General features: G+C 51.9%; 17 protein-coding genes. 5 read left to right on the top strand and 12 right to left on the bottom strand.

What is annotated here, in order from left to right; translation table 11 throughout:
- Window positions 1–252: 252 nt before the first annotated feature.
- The 6 genes from C2I18_RS17530 to C2I18_RS29650 all read right to left on the bottom strand — a co-directional run bounded on the left by C2I18_RS17530 (window position 253) and on the right by C2I18_RS29650 (window position 8,291).
- On the bottom strand, window positions 253–1,551 hold the full coding sequence (locus tag C2I18_RS17530) for an MFS transporter (protein WP_249897042.1): 1,299 nt from the start codon (window positions 1,549–1,551) through the stop codon (window positions 253–255).
- 75 nt (window positions 1,552–1,626) lie between these two features.
- Window positions 1,627–2,781 (bottom strand): winged helix-turn-helix domain-containing protein, encoded by a 1,155-nt coding sequence (locus C2I18_RS17525; RefSeq protein ID WP_249897041.1) that lies wholly within the window; start codon window positions 2,779–2,781, stop codon window positions 1,627–1,629.
- 152 nt (window positions 2,782–2,933) lie between these two features.
- A complete protein-coding gene (locus C2I18_RS17520; RefSeq protein WP_249897040.1) occupies window positions 2,934–3,506 on the bottom strand; it encodes a dihydrofolate reductase family protein in 573 nt (190 codons plus the stop codon).
- A gap of 161 nt (window positions 3,507–3,667) precedes the next feature.
- Window positions 3,668–5,014, bottom strand: coding sequence for an MEDS domain-containing protein (locus C2I18_RS17515; RefSeq protein ID WP_249897039.1), 1,347 nt, complete (start codon window positions 5,012–5,014; stop codon window positions 3,668–3,670).
- Between the two features lie 95 nt (window positions 5,015–5,109).
- Window positions 5,110–6,912: a ribosomal protection-like ABC-F family protein gene (gene abc-f / locus C2I18_RS17510; protein WP_249897038.1), complete on the bottom strand. Its 1,803-nt coding sequence runs from the start codon at window positions 6,910–6,912 to the stop codon at window positions 5,110–5,112.
- 467 nt (window positions 6,913–7,379) lie between these two features.
- Window positions 7,380–8,291: a L,D-transpeptidase family protein gene (locus C2I18_RS29650; protein ID WP_275100929.1), complete on the bottom strand. Its 912-nt coding sequence runs from the start codon at window positions 8,289–8,291 to the stop codon at window positions 7,380–7,382.
- A gap of 239 nt (window positions 8,292–8,530) precedes the next feature.
- Between C2I18_RS29650 and C2I18_RS17495 the strand changes: the two genes are divergently transcribed.
- Window positions 8,531–8,965 (top strand): hypothetical protein, encoded by a 435-nt coding sequence (locus tag C2I18_RS17495; RefSeq protein WP_249897037.1) that lies wholly within the window; start codon window positions 8,531–8,533, stop codon window positions 8,963–8,965.
- A gap of 103 nt (window positions 8,966–9,068) precedes the next feature.
- Here the strand turns inward: C2I18_RS17495 and C2I18_RS17490 are convergent, their stop codons facing one another.
- The gene (locus C2I18_RS17490; RefSeq protein ID WP_249897036.1) at window positions 9,069–10,043 is read right to left on the bottom strand and encodes a diacylglycerol kinase catalytic domain-containing protein; all 975 of its coding nucleotides are present in this window, start codon (window positions 10,041–10,043) and stop codon (window positions 9,069–9,071) included.
- Window positions 10,040–11,095 carry an SPFH domain-containing protein gene (locus C2I18_RS17485; RefSeq protein WP_249897035.1) on the bottom strand — a complete coding sequence of 352 codons (1,056 nt, stop codon included), beginning with the start codon at window positions 11,093–11,095 and terminating at the stop codon, window positions 10,040–10,042. The genes C2I18_RS17490 and C2I18_RS17485 overlap by 4 nt, the downstream gene beginning before the upstream one ends.
- A 268-nt stretch (window positions 11,096–11,363) precedes the next feature.
- Here C2I18_RS17485 and C2I18_RS17480 point away from each other — a divergent pair, with 268 nt between their 5' ends.
- From C2I18_RS17480 to C2I18_RS17470, 3 genes are all read left to right on the top strand, one after another.
- Window positions 11,364–12,392 carry an ABC transporter substrate-binding protein gene (locus C2I18_RS17480; RefSeq protein ID WP_249897034.1) on the top strand — a complete coding sequence of 343 codons (1,029 nt, stop codon included), beginning with the start codon at window positions 11,364–11,366 and terminating at the stop codon, window positions 12,390–12,392.
- Between the two features lie 152 nt (window positions 12,393–12,544).
- Entirely contained in the window at window positions 12,545–14,209 is a 1,665-nt protein-coding gene (locus C2I18_RS17475) for an ABC transporter substrate-binding protein (RefSeq protein ID WP_249897033.1), read from the top strand.
- Window positions 14,210–14,560: 351 nt separating this feature from the next.
- Window positions 14,561–15,088, top strand: coding sequence for a GNAT family N-acetyltransferase (locus tag C2I18_RS17470; protein ID WP_249897032.1), 528 nt, complete (start codon window positions 14,561–14,563; stop codon window positions 15,086–15,088).
- Window positions 15,089–15,614: 526 nt separating this feature from the next.
- Here C2I18_RS17470 and C2I18_RS17465 read toward each other — a convergent pair.
- From C2I18_RS17465 to C2I18_RS17455, 3 genes are all read right to left on the bottom strand, one after another.
- The gene (locus tag C2I18_RS17465) at window positions 15,615–16,346 is read right to left on the bottom strand and encodes a ThuA domain-containing protein (RefSeq protein WP_249897031.1); all 732 of its coding nucleotides are present in this window, start codon (window positions 16,344–16,346) and stop codon (window positions 15,615–15,617) included.
- A 186-nt stretch (window positions 16,347–16,532) separates the two neighbouring features.
- Window positions 16,533–17,477, bottom strand: coding sequence for an AraC family transcriptional regulator (locus tag C2I18_RS17460; protein ID WP_249897030.1), 945 nt, complete (start codon window positions 17,475–17,477; stop codon window positions 16,533–16,535).
- Window positions 17,474–17,716 (bottom strand): hypothetical protein, encoded by a 243-nt coding sequence (locus tag C2I18_RS17455; protein WP_249897029.1) that lies wholly within the window; start codon window positions 17,714–17,716, stop codon window positions 17,474–17,476. Before C2I18_RS17455 ends, C2I18_RS17460 begins: the two co-directional genes overlap by 4 nt.
- Before the next feature lie 62 nt (window positions 17,717–17,778).
- On the opposite strand from C2I18_RS17455, the gene C2I18_RS17450 reads away from it, so the two are divergent.
- On the top strand, window positions 17,779–18,789 hold the full coding sequence (locus C2I18_RS17450; RefSeq protein ID WP_249897028.1) for a LacI family DNA-binding transcriptional regulator: 1,011 nt from the start codon (window positions 17,779–17,781) through the stop codon (window positions 18,787–18,789).
- A gap of 102 nt (window positions 18,790–18,891) precedes the next feature.
- Here C2I18_RS17450 and C2I18_RS17445 read toward each other — a convergent pair whose 3' ends face one another.
- A complete protein-coding gene (locus C2I18_RS17445; RefSeq protein ID WP_249897027.1) occupies window positions 18,892–19,350 on the bottom strand; it encodes a NanQ anomerase/TabA/YiaL family protein in 459 nt (152 codons plus the stop codon).
- Window positions 19,351–19,408 lie beyond the last annotated feature (58 nt).

The raw sequence follows: 19,408 nt of genomic DNA, 5'->3' as shown, positions 1-19,408 counted from the left end.
TACAACTAAAATGATTTATTTGTGCGCAGAACGAACTTTAATTGCATTCTCTGCAGTTAAAACTGCTCACTTTCCGCATAAGGGGAAATTACGCCGTTTTTAGTTGTACAGAATGCAGTTAAACTCCAAAACCTGGTTTTTCGCAGTCATTTAACTGCAGGAAATACACTTATTCCGCGGTGGCAGCCTCTGCAGGCAGATACAATTACAATTACCAAACCGCACAGAGGCTCACCCCATTACAATTACAGCTTAACCCTGCTGCTCCGCCCTGCCCTGAGCCGGGTGCACAGCGGCATCCTCTGCTGCAGCAGGCTGTACCGGCCAGAGCAGCCGCCCGAACAGCAGGCCAGCCAGGCCAAGAATCATCTGCAGGATACCAAAATTGATGAAGATACGCCCCGCTCCGGCAAGCTCAACCAGCAGCCCGCCAAGCAGCGGGGCAGCGATCATCACCGCGCTGAGCACGGTATTCTGGATCCCGAAGATGCGGCCGGTCATATGCGGAGGGGTTTCTTTTTGCAGGCAGTAGTTAAAAGCTACAATCACCATCCCGTTCCCGGTCCCCAGCAGGAATCCGAGCAGCAGCACCCAGAGCTCGGGGGAACCGGGCTGAAGCAGCCCAAGGCCGGCCACGGAAAGGCCGATCAGAGTATACCCCCCGCCAATCCGCCAGCCGTACGCCAGCTTCTGCCCTATTTTACTCAGAAGAAGAATGACCAGCACGGCACCCGCTCCGGATGCGGCAATCATCCAGCCCAGCAGTGACTCATTGGTCGGTGAATAGGCACGGAACAGGCTCGTAAACTGAAAATCGATGACCTGGATGACGAGCGATCCGGCAAACCCGAACAGCATCGTATTCAGCAGCACCCGGCTGCGGAGCATGAAGCTCCAGCCTTCTTTCCACAGCATGCGGAGCGGAATCTTTTCGGAAGGAGTCTCCGGCAGCAGAGGCTGTTCCTCTGTGTGGATGTTTTTTACGGAGAGCAGCAGCAGATAGGAGCCCACACGCAGCACCGCATTCAATAAAATGCACCACTGCGGGGTAAGCAGCGACAGAGCGACTCCGCCCAGCAGCGGGCCGGCAATTTTGGAGCCCTGGTTCACGATTCCGTTAAGCGAAGAAGCCTGCAGCAGCTGGTCCTCTCTGACAATGCTGCGGGTCAGGGACTGCTGCGCAGGCACATTCACTGTTGAAATAGCGGAACGCAGTGCGAGAACAGGCAGCAGCCATACCATGCTTGGCGCGAATAACACCAGGACGGTCAGAACCGCAGTCAGCAGATCGCAGATTCGCATCAGCTTCAGCTTGTTGAGCCGGTCAGCGGCTACGCCTGCTACGGAGCCGAGCAGAATGCTCGGCAGCGCAATGGCGACCGGAATCAGCGCCAGCGCCAAAGGTCCGGCCTGCCAGCGGTAGCCCACCATCACCTGGATGGCCAGCGTATCGAACCAGTCGCCAAAGGTTGCTGTGGCGTAGGCGCTGTACACGCGCATGTATGTTTTGTTATGCAGCAGGCTTGTGCTCTGCTTGGATGTTGCTTCCATCTGACATTCCTCCAGGTCACATTAAGAATCAATTCTTGTATGACCTTACTGTAAAGGAGAATTGTCAGAGAATTATCAGAGGGGCTGCAGCAGCTTCTGCAAAAGTTCCTCCAAAGGCTGCTCCAGCCGGATCAGCCCGGAATCCTCCAGCGCAGCCCTGAATCTGCTCCCGTACTTACGCTGCATGGCTGCGGTAGCCGGGAACATCCGGAAAAAGTGAGTAATCCGGTACAGCCCGTAAAGCTGCAATGGAACGAACCCGGACATCTCCAGCACCTGAAGGCCTTCATCCAGCAGCGTTTCCGCCTGGCGCCACTGCGAGTTCCGTACATGCCAAAGCCCTTGTACAATTTTGTAGCTGCCGATTTCCCGCAAGAAGGGTTTTTGCTGCAAAACCTCCCCGACCGCTTGATCCATCCGCGCAAGCTCCTCATTTCCGGTACCCGCAACCAGATGTGTAAACAGCTCCGTAATCAGCGTGACCGGAATAAAGTTATCATAGCCGAGTTCTGCAATGACTTGATGAGACTTTGTCAGACGTTCCAGTGCCCTTTCAGGCTCTCCTGCCATCGTGAACAAATCCAGCATAGTGAGGATTTCCACCTCCAGCTGGTGTTCCGGATGCATCACCTGCCGCTCGATGACCTGCTCGCAAAAGCTCAGCCTCTCCCTGGGATCGCCGGTAAAAATATAGAACACGAGCAGATAAAACAGCCGGTCCTGGAGCGGAAGCTCTTCCGTATGGATCAGCCACTCCAAATCCCCCTGGACAAAATGAACCACCATGGAGTACAGCGGGTCCATCCCGTAGCCGAGAATATCCTGCTGGCTCGCCAGGGTGACCATAGATCTGCCCTGCCCGTAGACATGGAACTTGGAGAACACGTCATTCATTGTCTCCCGCAGTTCAGGGTCCTTCGCCGCCGGAGTCACCGCCAGCCCTGCAGCTGGACCTGTCAGGCTCAGACTATAGCCAAAGCCGCGGACGGTTGTGATACTCAGTCCGCCGATGCCGCGCAGCTTTTTGCGCAGCCGGTAAATATGGTCGTCCACTGTGCGTTCTACCGGGTATTCCATGGGCCACACTTTATCAAGGAGCTGCTCCCGGCTGAATGTGCGCCCCCTGTTGAGATACAGAAACTGAAGGAGGGCAAATTCCTTGGGCAGCAGCTCAAGCGTGACTCCGCCGCAGATGACTTTATATTGACTTGCGTCTAATTCCAGATGCATTGCTGATCCTCTTTTCCACATTGTAAATCCATGGATAGATTATATCAGCCCTTTATATTATTAATGAAGTCCCCGGGGGAAAATACAGGAATATGCTCCACCGTGCCAGCCTGGTCCATAATGCACGTTTACCGCTATCCTCTATCTGCTATTCAAATATCCCCTCTTGGACTCTCCCCATTCAAATGGTAGATCAGCTGTACAACGCCGGAAGAGTATGTTTTGGCACGGACCAGCTTTAAGTTCACTCTCTGTGTAATATCAATAAACAGCGGTTTGCCTTCTCCCAAAATTACCGGATGAACAGACAATCTGAACTCATCGACCAGTCCCAGATTAACAAAGGTTGTCGTAAGATTCGCTCCGCCATACAGCCACATGTCTTTGCCGGGTTTACTCTTTAACTGGTTTACTTCTTCCAGTATACTGCCGTTCAAGAAAATTACGTTATCATCCGTCCCTTTTTGCGTCCTTGAAAACACGTATTTTTCTTTGCTGTGAACCGATTCCCAAAGTTCTTTATCAGCCTCGGTATGTTCAGTTTCCTGAGCGTATTGACTCCATAGATCATAGCTTTTTCTTCCATACAAAATAGTATCGATTTGGTTCAAAAATGCATCGAATTCCATCTCAGGATCCATGATGCACCAGTCAATTTCCCCGTTTTTCCCTTCAATAAAACCATCCAGCGTAACGGCCAAGTCCAAAATAATTTTTCGTATCATGATTTTGCTCCCTTCAATAAGTTACCCCTATTATAAATCTTAAATATGTCATCTTATGTCTTATTTATTTGCAGAAAATAAAAATTCCGCTGTGCTGGAAGCATCTATAAAAAAGCGGCAGCCGCGGACTATATTACAACGTCCGGACTGCCGCTTTTTAGTTAATAATTATCGAAGGTGGCTGTGAACCGGATGACCGTACCTGCTGAACACTTGTCCGCATCTTCCACATTAATTTCCCCGTTCATCAACCCGATGATCCGCTTGCTGATCGCCAGCCCCAGACCGGTACCTTCTGTCCGCCTGGTTATGCCGTTATCGACCCGGTAGAAAGGCAGAAACAGCTGCTTGCGCTTCTCCGCAGGGATTCCAATACCGGTATCCTCTATAGTGAATTGAAGCCGGGCTGTAGCAGGATCGGATGAAAGTAGCTGCACTGCAATGGAAATACTGCCTTCCTCCGTGAACTTGACCGCGTTCCCCAGCAGATTAAGCAGCACCTGCCTCAACCGCCCGTCATCACCCACTATAATCTGCGGAACCTCGCTCTCCACCGAGACGTTTACCATAAGCCTTTTGTTACTTATAGATGTATTCAGGAGATCCAGCGTCTCATCTATGGAATCCCGGACATTAAAGGCTTCATTCAACAATCCGAAACCTGATTCCAGCTTACTGTAATCCAAAATATCGTTCACGATCCGCAACAGTGACTTTCCGCTTTTTTGAATGGTGGTGACATACTGCTTCTGCTTGTGATCAAGCCCGGTTGCAGCCAACAGATCGGCCATGGCCAGCACACCGTTCATCGGTGTTCTAATCTCATGATTCATTGTCGCGATGAATTCATTTTTGGCCTGGTTGGCCATCTCCACGGCTTCCTTCTCAATCAAAAGATGCTTCTGTTCGTTAAGCAGCTGTCTTTGCACTGATAAAGACGGAAAAATAATTTCTTCCTTGTTGTGGTACCGGTAGAGAGGTGATTGAAAAAACTCCATGTCCGTCATGACATATTCATGTTCTTTCATCAATTCATTCTGTAAGGACGAAGAGATCTCTGCCGCATTATAGGCGCAGACAGAAACCATTCCGAAGTCCCGGACAACACAGGTGGTCTGCCGCTCGTACGCCTTCAGATTGCCATGTATATGTCTTTCGTTATGGTCGCCCCAGGTCATTACGTTGGCCCAGGTGCGGATAGGCAAATTCTGTGCCTGAACTTCCCCCATAATCTCTTCAAAGTGGCTAAGAATGTGCTGGAAGTCGAAGTCGCCACGGGAGCCATAGTACTCTATGTTATTTGCATAATGAAGAGATGGAAGCTGGCCCGAAGGAACGCTGCCGCTGAGCTTGTTCAAGATCTCATGATACACATCTTCCCGCTCAATCAGCAGTATATGATGGCCTTGATCAAGCCCCGCAGTAATATAGGATAGAGCATTATCAACATAACGGTTGATATCCTCGAACAAATACAGGATATGTCCACCGTCTGTGACGCTGGTCAATGAATTTAGCGTTATTGCTTCTCTGCTCATAAACAGCTCCCCGAAACTTACTTTATAATTAATACTTTAAATTATAAAGTAAAAAGAGGCCTCCGTCACTTGAATTCATCCCGCAAACGTACGATTTCCCGCATCAGCTCCCGGTTTTCTTCTTCGGTCTCAGCAAGCCTGCTGCGCATAAGATCAGCGAGGCGCATGCTCAGCAGCTGGAGCTCTCCTTCCCGGGCTTGTTCTTCAGGTGTAAGCACCCGGTCCCGCTGTTTGGAAGTGTACTCCTCATAGGTTCCCGGAAAGAATTGCGGCTTGCACCCGTGATCCAGACGGACCAGACGGTTCGCCACCTTGGCATGCAGATACCGGTCATGCGAGACAATGACCAGCCCGCCGGGATAAGCCGCGAGTGCTTCTTCCACCCGTTCACGCGTATCAATATCCAGATAGTTGGTCGGTTCATCAAGGACCAGAAGATTGCTTTTACCAAAATACAATTTCAGAAAAGCCACCCGGCATTTCTCGCCCAGGCTGAGATCACCGATCATCTTGAATACATCCTCCCGTGAAAATAAAAAGCACCCCAGAATCGTGCGTGCCTCACTCTGCGTCATTCCCGGCAGCTCAAGCAGGCTGTCCAGGATGGTCAATTCCGGATTCAGATGGTCCAGCTCCTGTGCGAAATATCCGATCCGGGTACACGGATGAACACGTATTTCTCCTCCGGCAGGCTTCGTGATTCCTGCAATCAGCTTCAGCAGTGACGATTTCCCCGCACCGTTCGGCCCCAGAACAGCAAGCCGGTCTCCCCGCCGTAAAGAAAGATTGAAATGTTCCAGCAGCGCCGGACCGCCGCCGTAGGCCAGGGTGACATCCTCCAGCTTCAGCAGGGCATCGCCTTCAAAAGCTCCGCTATCCAGCTTCATATTCAGCTTCGGCGCGTTCTTCGGCCGCTCTACACGGTTCTGCTCCATGCGGGCGAGCGCGGATTCCTTGGCGTGGAGGCGGGACACATTCTTCTTCGCCTGGGAGCGCCGGAAATCATTCTGCCCCGCTGCACGGTGCGCCTGCCGGAACCATTCGGCATACCTCCGGATGCTCTCCAGCAGCTTTTCTTTCTCCAGCTCCTGTTTCCGGTATTGCCCCTCCAATGTCCGCGCCTCCACTTCCTTCTGCTCCCTGTACTGCGTATACGCTCCGGGATAACGGCGGCAGCCCGCCGGGCCCAGCTCCAGCACCGCAGTTGCCGTACGGTCAATAAAGGTGCGGTCATGCGAGACGTAGAACACGGTACCGGGGTAACTCCGCACCCATTCTTCCAGCCACTCCATCGTTACTTCATCCAAATGGTTCGTCGGTTCATCCAGCAGAAGCAGCTTGGGCTGCCGGGCAAGCAGCGCCGCGAGCTGTACTCTTGTCTTCTGTCCGCCGCTCAGCAGGCGGTATGGCTGATTCCACAGCTCAGGCCCAAGCTTCAGCTGACGCAGGCTTTTCTCAACTCTGGCTTCCCAGCTGTAACCGTCCAGCTGCAGATAGTGCTCATAGACTTCCCCGTATTCAGCAACTGCAGCTGCATCAGCACCGTCACTCTCCTCCAATATGTGCGCCAGCTGCTCCATTCGGTGCCCCAGCTCGGCCACTTCTGCCAAGCCGGAATAGACGAACTTAAGCACGGTGACTTCCGGCGGAATGTTCAGCTGCTGATCCAGCACCCCCCACTCTTCCGGCGGCTGGGTGCTGCTGACACTGCCTTCTTCAAAGGCCAGCCGGCCAAGCAGTCCCTGCAGCAGCGTTGTTTTGCCGATTCCATTGCGCCCGAATAACAGCAGCCGTTCTCCTGCAGCGATTTCAAAGGACACGCCTTCAAACAAAGGGGTGCCGTTCCATTCTTTTTTTATATCTTTCACTTTAATAAGGGTCATATTGATTCCTCCGTTTCCTTGGGCGATGCACAAACCCATCAGAAAAACCGCAGCCAGCGGGCTGCGGTTTACAGGTAACGTATGAGGACCTGAGACAATAACAAACCAGCCTCCGGGCAGCGCAGCATATAATCAAATACACGCTAAGTCAAGCCGCCCGTACAAAACTGCTCTTGTATTGCTCATAAGGGTCCCGACAAACACACGTATCCCTGACCGTACACCCTGGGCGGGTGTCCCGTGGACTGTGCACACATGCACATCACAAGTTCATTGGTCTTCATCAGGAAACGTGTTAGTTATTCATTGGTCGGGCGCCCTCCGTAATTGTCCGTTTTGATTGATGCTTACAGTATAAATAAATACCAGCCTGCAAACAAGGTAAAGAATAATTATAATGATTCCTGCGTGGCGGCCAATACAGCTTAAAATTTGAAGCAGGCCTTCAGATTTTATAAGAATGTCACCGTTTTAGTCTGCGCATCATAAGTGAATTGAAGCCCGAACAATCCCGGCAGGCTGGACAGCGGAATCATCAGCTTGTTGTCAACATTCCGCGAAGCCGGTATGGTAACACTTTTCCCGTTAACTGCAGCCTGATCCGTCTGCGGCTTATGGGTGACCGAATGATTTCCGATGGTGATGATCAGCGCTCCGGTACCGGGTTCCTGCTTCAGGGTTCCTCCAAGGACAGCCACCGATTCCCGCAGCGGAATGAACACACGCGAGTTCTCCAGCAGCAGGGAGTCCTTAAGCTTCACCGGATTGCCGTCAATAATAAAGGTTCCGGCGAACATGGTTTTACCGAGTTTATACCCGGCTTTGCCTGCAATGCTCTCCATATCCAAATTGGAGGACGTAATAACGACTTTGGTATTCTTGGCGATCCGCGGATATAACCAATGAATATCATCATTGTGCATCCGGATGCAGCCTGCGCTGACATATTTGCCGATAGAAGATTCATTATTATTGCCGTGAATGGCGTAGGTGGTCCCCATGGTGCCGTTCACCTCAAGTCCCAGCCACCGGTCACCGAGCGGATTGGCAGGATCGCCGCCGGGTATTTTCTCTTTGTAGTACGGTCTGTTTTTGATCTTGACTACGATTTTGAAGGTACCTTCAGGCGTCAGACTCCGGGTCTTGCCGGTGGCCACCGGAAATATCTTTTCCAGCTTGCCGTTAGTGAAATAGCCGAGCTTGTTGCTCTTTTTGTTCACGACAATCAGATCCGCAGAAGCTGATCCTGCTGCCGACGCATTCCCTGCATAACAGGCCGTGAACATAACCAGAAACACAAGTACCAGCTTGATGCCCCGCGGCATCCAGGCCTTGACCAGGCCATTCGTCTCATGCAGATTCATGTTGCCCCACCTCCAGGTTATGGGTGATTCTGGAACTTCTTTTCTACATAGACGTAGTTCAGCGGCATTAGTTGCAGGGCAGCCTGTACCTATTCTATAGGGCTGGTCCATCATATTTCAGCCCTTGTAACATGCAGGAAAATACTCCGCCCGGGACAGTATTAATGAATATTCCGCACGGGCACCAGAGATAATAAACTTCGGATTACAAAATAAACCTGCCAAGGAGGCACAACCCTTTGAACTCTAACATCTCCAGTCAGATCAACCAATGTGAGCAGATCATCCAACAGCTGGTAAACCAAACCCAGCAGGCAAGCCAGGCTTATCAGCAAATGCTTCAGCAGGAGCAGCAAAATGCTGTCAGACTGGAAGAGCTGGCGCAGCGTGAACATAAAGCCACTCAAATCATTCAAAGTGCCCTGCAAGGACATCACACTGCTATTCAGCAGCTGCAGCAGGTTACCCAGTCTCTGAGACAAATTGAGCAAAGCTCGGTGACGGCTGGCTACAATACCGGAGCGCAAAGCTTCAACCCTGCCTTTAACCCGTCCTTCAACACTTCCTTCAACACACCATCCATAAACAGAACCTTCCCGGCAGGCCAATCCTTTGGTTCCTCTACCGGCTCTGCGTTTGGTTCCCCAGTGAACCAGGGCCGCAGCTTTCAATAACAGGCTTTCTCCAGCAGAGTAAAAATAAGGCTGTTACCGCAGAAATGTGATTTTTCATTTCTGCCCGGTAACAGTCTTTTTGCAGTTTTTCAGTCTTCATCACTTATTCAACCAGCCTTCCCTTCCGTTCCGCAAGGCCGATCGTTGCCTTGACACCGGAGTTGAACTCCAGAAAATCACTTTCAACACCGTCGCTGAAAATAACCCCGTCCTCCGGCATCTGCGAGGTAATCTGCAGCGGATGGCTTCCGCTGATCCGGCCAAACACCACCCCTGCGGAAGTTGTGCGGCTTGGAAAAGGCTCCCTCACCGTGAAATACAGCTCCGGGTGATCCCAGGCGAGCGGCGTGTTCATTCCCCCTTCAGCAAGGCCGCGGGAATCCGCCTCTGTGCCGGCCCCCTGCATACCGGCCGCACTGCGGACAATACCCGCTGCTCCGGCGAGGACGCTTTTGAACCAGCCCGTAGAACCCATTCCGGTGGAAATAATAATCCCGCTCGAAGACTGCTGTTCGCTGACTCCGGCAAGCTCCAGCTGGTAACGTGCGGATACATGGGTTCTGCGGCCGATGAACAGATCGTTGACGCCGTACAGGCTCTGTCCGTCGTTCAGCTCTGCCTTGGCCAGCGTCACCTCGCGTACCTTACGCTGTCCGCGGAACACCTCAGGCAGAAGCTGGCGCAGATCACGGACAGTGAACGGCAGCAGCACCCCGTCCCAGCGCTGCGGATCCGGATTGACCCCGATCAGCGGCTGCTCCCGCAAATACTTGAGCGTGTTGGCCACAAGACCGTCCTGCCCCAGCACGACTACTGTATCCTCATCCCCAAAGATGAAATTCGGCACATGCTGGCGTTCCAGCAGCTGCACCCTGCCCAGTGCCCCCAGCTCGATCACCGCTGTCTCCACGGCTTTGCGGTAAGTGTAATCCTCGCTGACATAATCGCTGAAATCGGCACCCAGCCGCTCAATATAGAACTGTGCCTGCTGGATCGTATTGTAGCGGACGACCAGCTCTTCAAGCCGGGTCTTGCGCTTGATCAGCACAATTTTATTCTCCGATATCCGGCTGCTCATCGTCCTCCTGCTCCTCTCGCTGCTCCGGTGCTACTTCCCTGTGCACCATTCATAATCCCCTGCAGCAGGTCCGGTGTAATATTCAGCTGGCCAATCTTCCCGGCATTCTCCGCCAGCTCCTGAAAGGCAATCGCAATCAGCTTATCCGGCTTCATGCCGACATTCGTCAGTGCCTGCAGCACATTCGGCGAGACCCCCTGCAGCGAATTCATGACTGCCGACAGCTCGTAGGCTTTGGCATCGGCTTCGGCTTTCTGGTTCGCCACTGTCAGCTCAATGAGCTCCTGCTTCTTCTCCTCAAGCGCCGTATCGAAGGTGAGCTGCTCCTCCTTCATAGCATTCTGCCTCTGCTTCACTGACCGTTCGGCATCGAGCTGGGTCTCGCGGATCTGCTTCTTTTTCGTCTCCACAGCGATTTCCGTACTCAGCTCATTCTCTTTCACTCGGCGCTCCTGCTCGATGGATGCATTCCGGCGCGCATAGAGCGCATCGTCGGCGCTGCGGAGAATCTCTTCCCTGGCCTGTGCTTCCAGAGCGCGCAGCGTTTCCTTATTCGGAACGATAGCCAGAATTGACAAGCCCATCAGCTCGATCCCAAGCTTCTCAATCTCCTCCGCTCTGCCGATTTCCTGGGTAATAACCTTGGCCAGACGTTCACTCGACTGGATGGCTTCGCGGAGCGGCAGCTGCTCCAGCTGTTTTTTGGTCAGCACCTTTGCAATATTAATGACCCGCTGGGCCAGCTTGCCCGGATCGTCGGAAAGATAGGTATTCTTTTTCAAATTGTAGGTGTAGTTGAGGATTTGCGTCGTTTTGCGGTAATCGACGATCCTGTAGGTCAGCTGGCCCTGCACCGTTACCGTCTGATAATCATTCGTGATCTCCTCGAACATGAAAGGAACATCAATCGAGGATACCGGAACAACAATTACCGAAGTAGTAGGCGCGTAATAGTAGAAAGAAAGGCCGACACCTTCACGGACAACCTTGCCGTTTCTCACTTTGAGGACATAATCACTGGGCTGGAACTTCACGAATCTGAAACCGAACATGGACAAAACCTCCCGTTGTTTTATTTTTTTGATATTAACATTTTGTTATTAACAACACCTTATCACTTTTCCTTGTTATTATCAATATGTTATTATCATTTTTCCGCAAATAAATTCCTGTTCATGCCGAACGCCGCTTTTGCACAAAAACAATTCTTGTCTTAAGTTTTGTCCATTGAGTATCAATGAGCGATGAATTATGATAGATTCCAATTAAATGAGAATGATTATCAACGAAGGTAATCGTTATATTGGGGAGGCACGTTATATGAACAAGGCAAGACAAGCTTTTTCGATGCTGGGTATACTCTTTTTGATGAGTGTGCTGCTGCTCGCATGCGGTAATACAGAGGAGCCAGCTGCAGGCAATGCGGGGGCGGTTAATGCCGGGGGCAATACAGCGGCGGGTGCGGCGCCTTCTACGGAAGGCACAGACAATGGCGCAGAGGCTGAGGCTGAATCCGCTGCACGCTCTTACACAGATTACAAAGGCCACACTGTAGAGATTCCGGTCCATCCTCAGCGTATTGTGTATTCCGGGGAAACCTACGGGGATCTGGTGGCACTGGGAGTCAAGGCAGCCGGATATCCTTTGTCTATGGGTGAAGGCCAGGTTTTTGAGGAGCAGCTGCAGGGGGTTGAAGATGTAGGTTTTCCTATTAATCTTGAAAAAACGCTTGAGCTTCAGCCTGATCTCATTATCTATGCCGGAACAGAGGAGTCCGATTTCGAGGCTTTATCCAAAATCGCGCCTACAGTGATTTTTAACACTTTTGCCCCGCTGGAGGAGCGGATGACGGAAATCGGCGGAATACTGGGCAAAACGGAAGAAGCCGCAGCCTGGCTGGCACGGTATAAAGCAGATGAAGCGGCCATGTGGGAGCAGCTGAAAGCTGCAGGAATGAAGCCGGGCGAGACCGCTTCTGTCTTCACTTACTATCCTGGAGACCGGCTGTTCATTATGGCGGCAACCGGACTTTCACAGGTGCTGTACGGCGAGAACGGCTTTAAGGCAACACCTCCTGTGCAAAAGCTGCTGGACGAAGGCACAGGCTTTGAGGAAATTTCGCTGGAAGTCCTTGAGCAGTACGCGGGTGACCGGATATTTGTTCTGACTCCGGTAGCCGATGAAGCCAAGCAATCCACAGAATCCATGCTGCAGAGCGAAATCTGGAAGAGCCTGCCTGCAGTCAAAAACGGTTATGTCTACACGCAGGACATTATGAAGACATCCTCTGATGCTACGACCAGGGAATGGCTGCTGCAGGAGCTTCCGCGGCTGATGAATGCACAATAATTAATGCTCTCCGGCTATTGATGTCAGTTTCAAACGGGACATTGGCTCTGCTGGACGCAAAGAAGCTTATCAACGCCTGTTGATAAGCTTCTTTATTTTATATACAATTCTCTTATTGATAATCATTCTCACTCTTCAAGGGAGGTTTGCAATTGTTACCAACAACCTTGCCGCCTGTTCCTCTCCGCTCCCTGCTGTTCCGGCTGGAGAGTGCCGGGCTGATGATCCAGCCTGCCGGTTCTTGCTCCATGCCGCAGATGACACACGGACAGACCCTGCTTATTTTTACCGGCGGCAGCGGTCAGCTGCATATTGATGAAGATTCTGTTCCACTGGCTGCGGACAAATGCTATCTCCTGCCTCCGGGAACTTCCTATAGTACCGATCATCCTGAAATGACGCTGTATTATTACAAGATTATCTTCACTGCCTATCATGATGCCGGCCAGCTTGTCCCGTATGTGCAGGAGCTTCTGCCGGGCAGGCGTGAATTCATCGTTCATCCGTTCACCCGCGTCATCCGTCTGGCGGAAGAGCTTCCGGACAGCAGCGGCAGCAGCAGCGATGTGCAGCTGTACAGGCAGCAGCTGAAGTTCCAGGAGCTTCTGCTTCTGCTGTTCGAGCATAATTATCCCTCAAGTGATGCGCCGAGTCCTGCACAATCTGTAGAAGGTACGATCAAGTTCATGCAGGAGCATTACATGGAGAGCATTACTGTGAAGCAGCTGGCTGAGCTGGCCGGAATCTCGCTCTGGCAGTATACGCCGCTCTTTCAAAAGCTTACCGGCAGGAAGCCGCTTGATTATCTGACCGAGCTGCGGATCAGCATTTCGAAGCAGTACCTCCTGGAGTCGGCGGAACCGCTGCGGGAAATTGCCCGGCTGTCCGGCTTCTCTGACGAGTATTACTTCAGCCGCAGATTCCGCCAGAAGACCGGAGTCACGCCCGGCCACTATGCGCAAATGCAGCGCGGAAAGCTCACGGTCAAGGATTGGACCGGACATACGGTGGACATTCCCGAGCGGCCCAGACGCATCGTCTATCACGGGGAGACGATGGGCGATCTGCTGGCGCTCGGCGTGAAGCCGGTCGGAGGAGATGAGGAGTTTACGCGCAACAGCGTCTACAAGCACCGGCTCCGCAAACTGGCCAACGTCGGGTTTCCGCTGGAGCCCCGGCTTACGGCCTCCCTGCATCCCGATCTTATTATCCTGGCGAGTGCAGACGAACAGAAGTATCAACGGGTTGCAGAAATCGCGCCTACCGTCACCTTTGATTCCTTCGCTCCGCTGGACAGCCGTATGCGCACGCTGGGGAGCTGGCTGGGCAAAGAGCGGGAAGCTGAAGCCTGGCTTGCCGCCTACGCGGCTAAGAACGCGGCCATGTGGCAGCAGCTTTATGATGAGGGTACTCTGCAGTCCGGCGAGACTGCCTCCGCACTGTTCTTCGACCATGGTGAACATCTGTATGCCATGGGAATGTCCGGATTGTCGGCGGCACTGTATGCCTCCGGCGGCTTGCAGCCTACTGCTGAGATCAGAGATATGCTGGACGCCGGGCTCGGTTTCGGCGAGGTAGACCCGCTGCGGCTGGAGGCTTACGCAGGAGACCGCATCTTCATGCTCATCCCGGAGCGGGAAGATTCACGGGCAGCCATGGAGCGGCTGATCCGGAGCCCGCTGTGGCAGCGCCTTCCGGCCGTCCGCCAAGGACATGCCTATCTGCTGGAGGGCAGCAAGTGGAACCTTAGCGATGCCTTGACCCGCGAGCGGCTGCTGACCCTGCTGCCCAGGGTGCTGGATGGGCAGGAAATTTAACGCTAGATGCCCCTGTTGCCAGCGGGCGAAGTTTCTTTATCCACCAGATGCGGCAGTATTAGACCGGCAGCTTATACCTCCACAGCAGCACATTGTATCCGGTTTTTCACGTATATTCAACTCGTTCGTCCTGTCAGCGGCACATTGTACCCGGTTTTTCGCGTATATTCGGCTCGTTCGTACCGTTAGCACCACATTGTACCCGGTTTTTCGCATACATTTGGCTCGTTCGCCTTAGTGGAGGCACATCAGGATTTGCGTAAGGCAGCGAATTTAGTTTGCACACCTTTCAAACTCAAGTATAATACTTAAAATTATTAATTATCTTTCTTTAAAGGAGGCCTCATCCGCATGAACGAAGTTATTACTGTTCAATTACTGGAATCCCTTCAGCCTGCTGTAGCGCATGAGCTGAGTACACTGCTGATCGATGTTGTGCAGGACGGTGCCTCCATCGGTTTCCTTCCCCCGCTTGCCGCGGATGACGCATCGGCTTACTGGCAAGGAGTTCACGGCCCGGGAGTTCTGCTTTGGGGGGCTTTTGCCGGAGAGACTCTCGCAGGTACGGTACAGCTGCATCTGGTGCTCAAACCGAACGCGCCGCACCGCGCAGAGCTTGCCAAGCTGATGGTTCATCCGCAGCACCGCCGCAAAGGTATCGCGGGACTGCTTATCGAAACCGCAGAAAAGGCGGCAGCCGAGCTTAGCAGAACGCTGATTGTCTTGGATACCCGTGAAGGTGATCCATCCAACCTGCTTTACCAGTCACGGGGATATATTGAGGCGGGCAAAATTCCCGGATTCTGCCTCTCCGCCAATGGCAATATGGATGCCACAGTGATTTATTATAAACATTTCCAGCCGTCGGAAGACTTGTAAGGCAAAAAAAGCCTCAGTCCCTATTATGTTAGAGGCTGAGGCTCAGAGTGTTGAGAAACCCGGGTCTTTTAATGGTACTGGGTTTCTTTGCAATGTTTCCATGTCTGCGGACGCTGCATCCGTTAGAGGCCTCGTATTCTTTCGCACGCTAACGGACACTGCGTCCGTTATTTACCGAAAATCGCCCCGATTCCATCCCTAACGGACCGTAGTTCCTCTATTTTGCTAAATGATGGGCAAATTAAGCCCTTTCGGATGAAATAACGGATCTGGGGACCGTTAGGATACCAAAATACATCTCTAGCTCAAAATAACGGATCTGGGGTCCGTTAGCATTAGCATTTTAGCACTTCCAAATCATAATAGGTTCTGGTGCGCGTGAGTTGGTGAGTTGGAGCCGGCAATTCTTAACGCGGTGCCGTGTGAAATCAAAGTTACATAAAAAAGGCTGCCGAGACTTTCTCGACAGCCTGAGCCTCAAGCTCCACTGTGTAGAGACTGAGGCTTTTGTCGTGCCGGGCCTGATCTAGACGCCAACCTTCTGTCTGATCGGCTCCAATGCTGCTGAATGACCGTATACAGGGTAATCCCGTTTGGTCGGAGCGCACCAGTTCACGCCGTTAATGATAACCTTTTGAATATCCTTGTTGTAGTAGGTCGGGTAAGATTCATGTCCTGGCTGAAAATAAAAGATTTTGCCGCTGCCCCGGCGGTAGGTCGATCCGCTCGGGAAAACGTTGCCGCCTTCGAACCAGCCCACAAATACAAGGCTCTCCGGTGCCGGCACATCAAAGTGTGCCCCATACATTTCTTCCTGCTCCAGATCGATATATTCGCCGATGCCCTCGGCAATCGGATGGCTCGGGTCCATGACCCAGAGGCGCTCCTTCTCTTCCGCTTCACGCCATTTCAGGTCGCAGCTGGTGCCCATCAGCTTCATGAAGATTTTGGACATATGCCCGGAATGCAGGACAAGCAGCCCCATTCCCTTCAGCACACGGTTATATACGCGGTTCACGACCTCATCGCTTACTTCCTGATGGGCGATATGGCCCCACCATACCAGCACATCCGTGTTCTCCAGCACTTCTTCCGTCAAGCCGTGCTCCGGCTCGTCCAGTGTTGCCGTTGCAGTGTCAAACCCCGCTTCCTCCAGGAATGAGGCCAATTGGCCGTGAATGCCTTGCGGGTACACCTGGCGGATTCTTTCTTCCTTAAGCTCATGACGGTATTCATTCCATACAGTTACTCTGATCAATTTGGGCACGCTCCTAATCTTATATATAACGCTCCGGACGCTTCGGCAGCGAAGCTTCCGTTTTTTTAGCAGATCATTAACAGTCCACTCCACACGGAAAAACTCCCGCTGCTATCTATATCGGCTAATAAAGCAGAAATGTAGAGTGAGCCGGAATTCTCAAAAGCTTCCCCGTAAGCCCCTCCGTTAATGCGCAGCTGATGTATCTTTATCATACAAATCCGGTGAAGGGCTTTCTTCCTTCATTCTTGTCCTATTATTCCCGAATATTGTCTTGTGGTATTTGAGCGGGGATATCCCTGTCGCTTCTTTAAAAAAATGATGAAAGGTCTTCACGCTCCCAAACCCGGCCGCTTCAGCCACCTCAGACATCGGCAGGTCCTCATTCAGCAGAATCCATTTTGCTTTGTTCAGCCGGTACTCATTAAGAAAAGCCACAAAGGTCATGCCCGTATTCTTCTTGAACAGCTTGGCGAAATAATGCGGGCTGAAGCCCATGTAACGCGCAACCTCGCCAAGCGTAATTGCCTCCCGGTAATGCTGCTCGACATACATAAAAATGCGTTCCAGCCGCTCCAGCGTTTCACGGGACTGCAGCAGCGTATCCTCCGAGAACTTGGGCTGCTTCCCTGAGCTATTCCTGGGCACTTCACGCATAATAACGGTCAGCAGCTCAAGCAGCCGTGCTTTGATCAAATAGGCATACCCTTCGCGCCGCTGCGTATCCTCCTCATAAATACTCTCAATCAGCCCGATGACCTTGGAAGCAGCCTCCTCCGGCCAGCTTGAGCTGGAATGCTCCATTCCCGTAAAAATATCGCGCAGCGGGGATTCATTTCCGCTAAGTGCAGCCAGCTCCTGAAACAGGCTGAGGTCAAACTGGATCACAACCCGTTCGCTCTCGGGAGAAGCCAGGAAATAGTGCACATCACCGCCGCTGATGAATTGAACCTCCCCCTGCTCCATGCGGATGGGTGTATCATTAATCCCCAGGTTCAGGCTTCCTTTGGTTACATAGATGATCTCTATTTCTTTATGCCAGTGCGGATAACACAGCTCATCACCGCCGCAGATCAGACTGCGGAAGGGAAAATGCTTGTCCACATCAGGAATTTCCAGATATATGCTCATAGCGCAGCTCCTAAAAAGTAAACGTTTACTCCAACTGTAGAGCCTGCATTTTTGTTTGTCAATGAAGGGATTAATTTGGGCACAGAGCCCTGCTGGACGGCTGGAAGCTGATGCATAACTGAAGCCTCTCTAATACTGGTTACTGATTTTTTCAGGTAAAAAATTCTCCCCGGAGTTTTGACGTTGACAAAATTATATGTTACATTTATATTTTCAAGTAAGCGTTTACGAAACATCAATTATTTTGGCTTAAAGGGGATCAGTAAACGTGCAGCCCCGAGTCAAATTAAGGAATTGATCCATGAATCCTACGATTAAGGATGTCGCCCAGAAAGCCAATGTGTCCATTGCCACTGTCTCCCGGGTGCTCAACAATCTCGGCGGGTACTCGGATAAAACCAGACAAAAAGTCAATCAGAGTATCAAAGAGCTTGGTTATCAGCCAAATGCAATTGCCCGCGGTCTGATCAATAAACGCACACAGACCATCGGCGTCTTGTTCCCCGATGTGTCCAGTTCCTTCTCCTCTGCGCTGCTGCAGGGAATAGATGAATTTGCCCATGACCGCAACTACAGTGTAGTCGTCTGCAACACCGACAAGAAAGGGAGCCGCACCCTGAAGTATCTGCAGCTGCTCCGTGAGAAGCAGGTTGACGGGATTATTTTTTCCAGTGAAGTACTCAAGAAGGAATATTATGAAGTGCTGGAGAGCATGGGGATCCCGGTGGTGCTTGTCTCCTCGAAGACGGATTTTGCCAAGGTGCCTTATGTGAAGGTCGATGATTATCAGGCTGTCTATGACGCCATCAGCTATTTGATTGCCAAGGGGCACCGGAACATTGCCATGATCAGCGGAACTGAAGGTGACCCCAACGCCGGCACGCCCAGAATTGCGGGTTACCGGAAGGCTTTGGAAGACCATGGAATTTCCTTTGACAACGGTAATATTGTATATGGCGACTTTTCGTTCAGCAGCGGATGCACGGCTATGGAGGAGCTTCTGCTCCGGACAACAGGTGCTACCGCCGTATTTGCCGCCAGTGATGAAATGGCTATCGGTGCGCTGTCCGTCGCAGCCAAGCACGGCCTGAATGTGCCGGAAGATTTTTCGATTATGGGCTATGACGATCTTCAGCTCGCCCAAATGGTCAACCCTCCGCTCACAACAGTACGCCAGCCGCTGCATGATATCGGCATGATTGCATCCGGGAAGCTGATCACGATGATTGAAACCGAGGAGGACGTAAGCAGCATGACTGTTCCTCATTCCATTGTAGAAAGACAAACGGTTAGATCTTTGCCTTCCCGCTGAATAAATGAAGCAAGGAGCCCCCGGGGCTCCTTTTTAATTGGGCATATTGTTTATCAACGCTGGTTAAACAGCTGCGGTCTGTCGTTTGGGCTATCGTGGAGCTTAACCGGCAATTCTGATTTTCAGCACAACCTTGCGCACTGCCTGTCTGCTACCAGCTTCAATCCCTGTCATATGACCATCCTGCGGATAACAGACAACAAGTGCCCCCGGACCTGCAGTCACTGCTGACTCCACCGGCCCGGTAAAGAATACCGCGTCCTTCTCCGCACTGTATTCATCCCTCACTGTAAGCTGCTCAATGGCGGCGTAACCGATCCGTTCTGTGCCTTCAAGAATATAATGCAGGTCAAGATTCACTCGGTGCGCTTCCCAGAAGCAGCCGCCTGCATCCTTTGTTTCATATTCGTTGATAAAATAGAACATATCTTCGTTCACATCATGTCGGCCTGCAGCCTGCTTGGAAAAATCCGTATCCCGCAGAAACTGCAGCCCCTTCTGAATTTCCGCCCCGTAAGCAGCTTCGTTCTCCAGCATATGGGCAAGCGTATCAATAATCATCCCTGTGTCCTCCCGTATTCTCTGTTTGTTCCTACCTTCCGGAATAGACAAATCATAT

Source organism: Paenibacillus sp. PK3_47, from assembly GCF_023520895.1.
GTDB lineage: Bacteria > Bacillota > Bacilli > Paenibacillales > Paenibacillaceae > Paenibacillus_AQ.
Note: the sequence above shows the minus strand (reverse complement) of the source record. Positions and strands in the feature narration are given on the sequence as shown.

Coding starts and splice junctions, on each gene's coding strand:
- C2I18_RS17530 (WP_249897042.1), bottom strand. CDS start 1,551: ATGGAAGCAACATCCAAGCAGAGCACAAGCCTGCTGCATAACAAAACA.
- C2I18_RS17525 (WP_249897041.1), bottom strand. CDS start 2,781: ATGCATCTGGAATTAGACGCAAGTCAATATAAAGTCATCTGCGGCGGA.
- C2I18_RS17520 (WP_249897040.1), bottom strand. CDS start 3,506: ATGATACGAAAAATTATTTTGGACTTGGCCGTTACGCTGGATGGTTTT.
- C2I18_RS29650 (WP_275100929.1), bottom strand. CDS start 8,291: ATGAATCTGCATGAGACGAATGGCCTGGTCAAGGCCTGGATGCCGCGG.
- C2I18_RS17490 (WP_249897036.1), bottom strand. CDS start 10,043: ATGAGCAGCCGGATATCGGAGAATAAAATTGTGCTGATCAAGCGCAAG.
- C2I18_RS17485 (WP_249897035.1), bottom strand. CDS start 11,095: ATGTTCGGTTTCAGATTCGTGAAGTTCCAGCCCAGTGATTATGTCCTC.
- C2I18_RS17480 (WP_249897034.1), top strand. CDS start 11,364: ATGAACAAGGCAAGACAAGCTTTTTCGATGCTGGGTATACTCTTTTTG.
- C2I18_RS17470 (WP_249897032.1), top strand. CDS start 14,561: ATGAACGAAGTTATTACTGTTCAATTACTGGAATCCCTTCAGCCTGCT.
- C2I18_RS17460 (WP_249897030.1), bottom strand. CDS start 17,477: ATGAGCATATATCTGGAAATTCCTGATGTGGACAAGCATTTTCCCTTC.
- C2I18_RS17450 (WP_249897028.1), top strand. CDS start 17,779: ATGAATCCTACGATTAAGGATGTCGCCCAGAAAGCCAATGTGTCCATT.
- C2I18_RS17445 (WP_249897027.1), bottom strand. CDS start 19,350: ATGATTATTGATACGCTTGCCCATATGCTGGAGAACGAAGCTGCTTAC.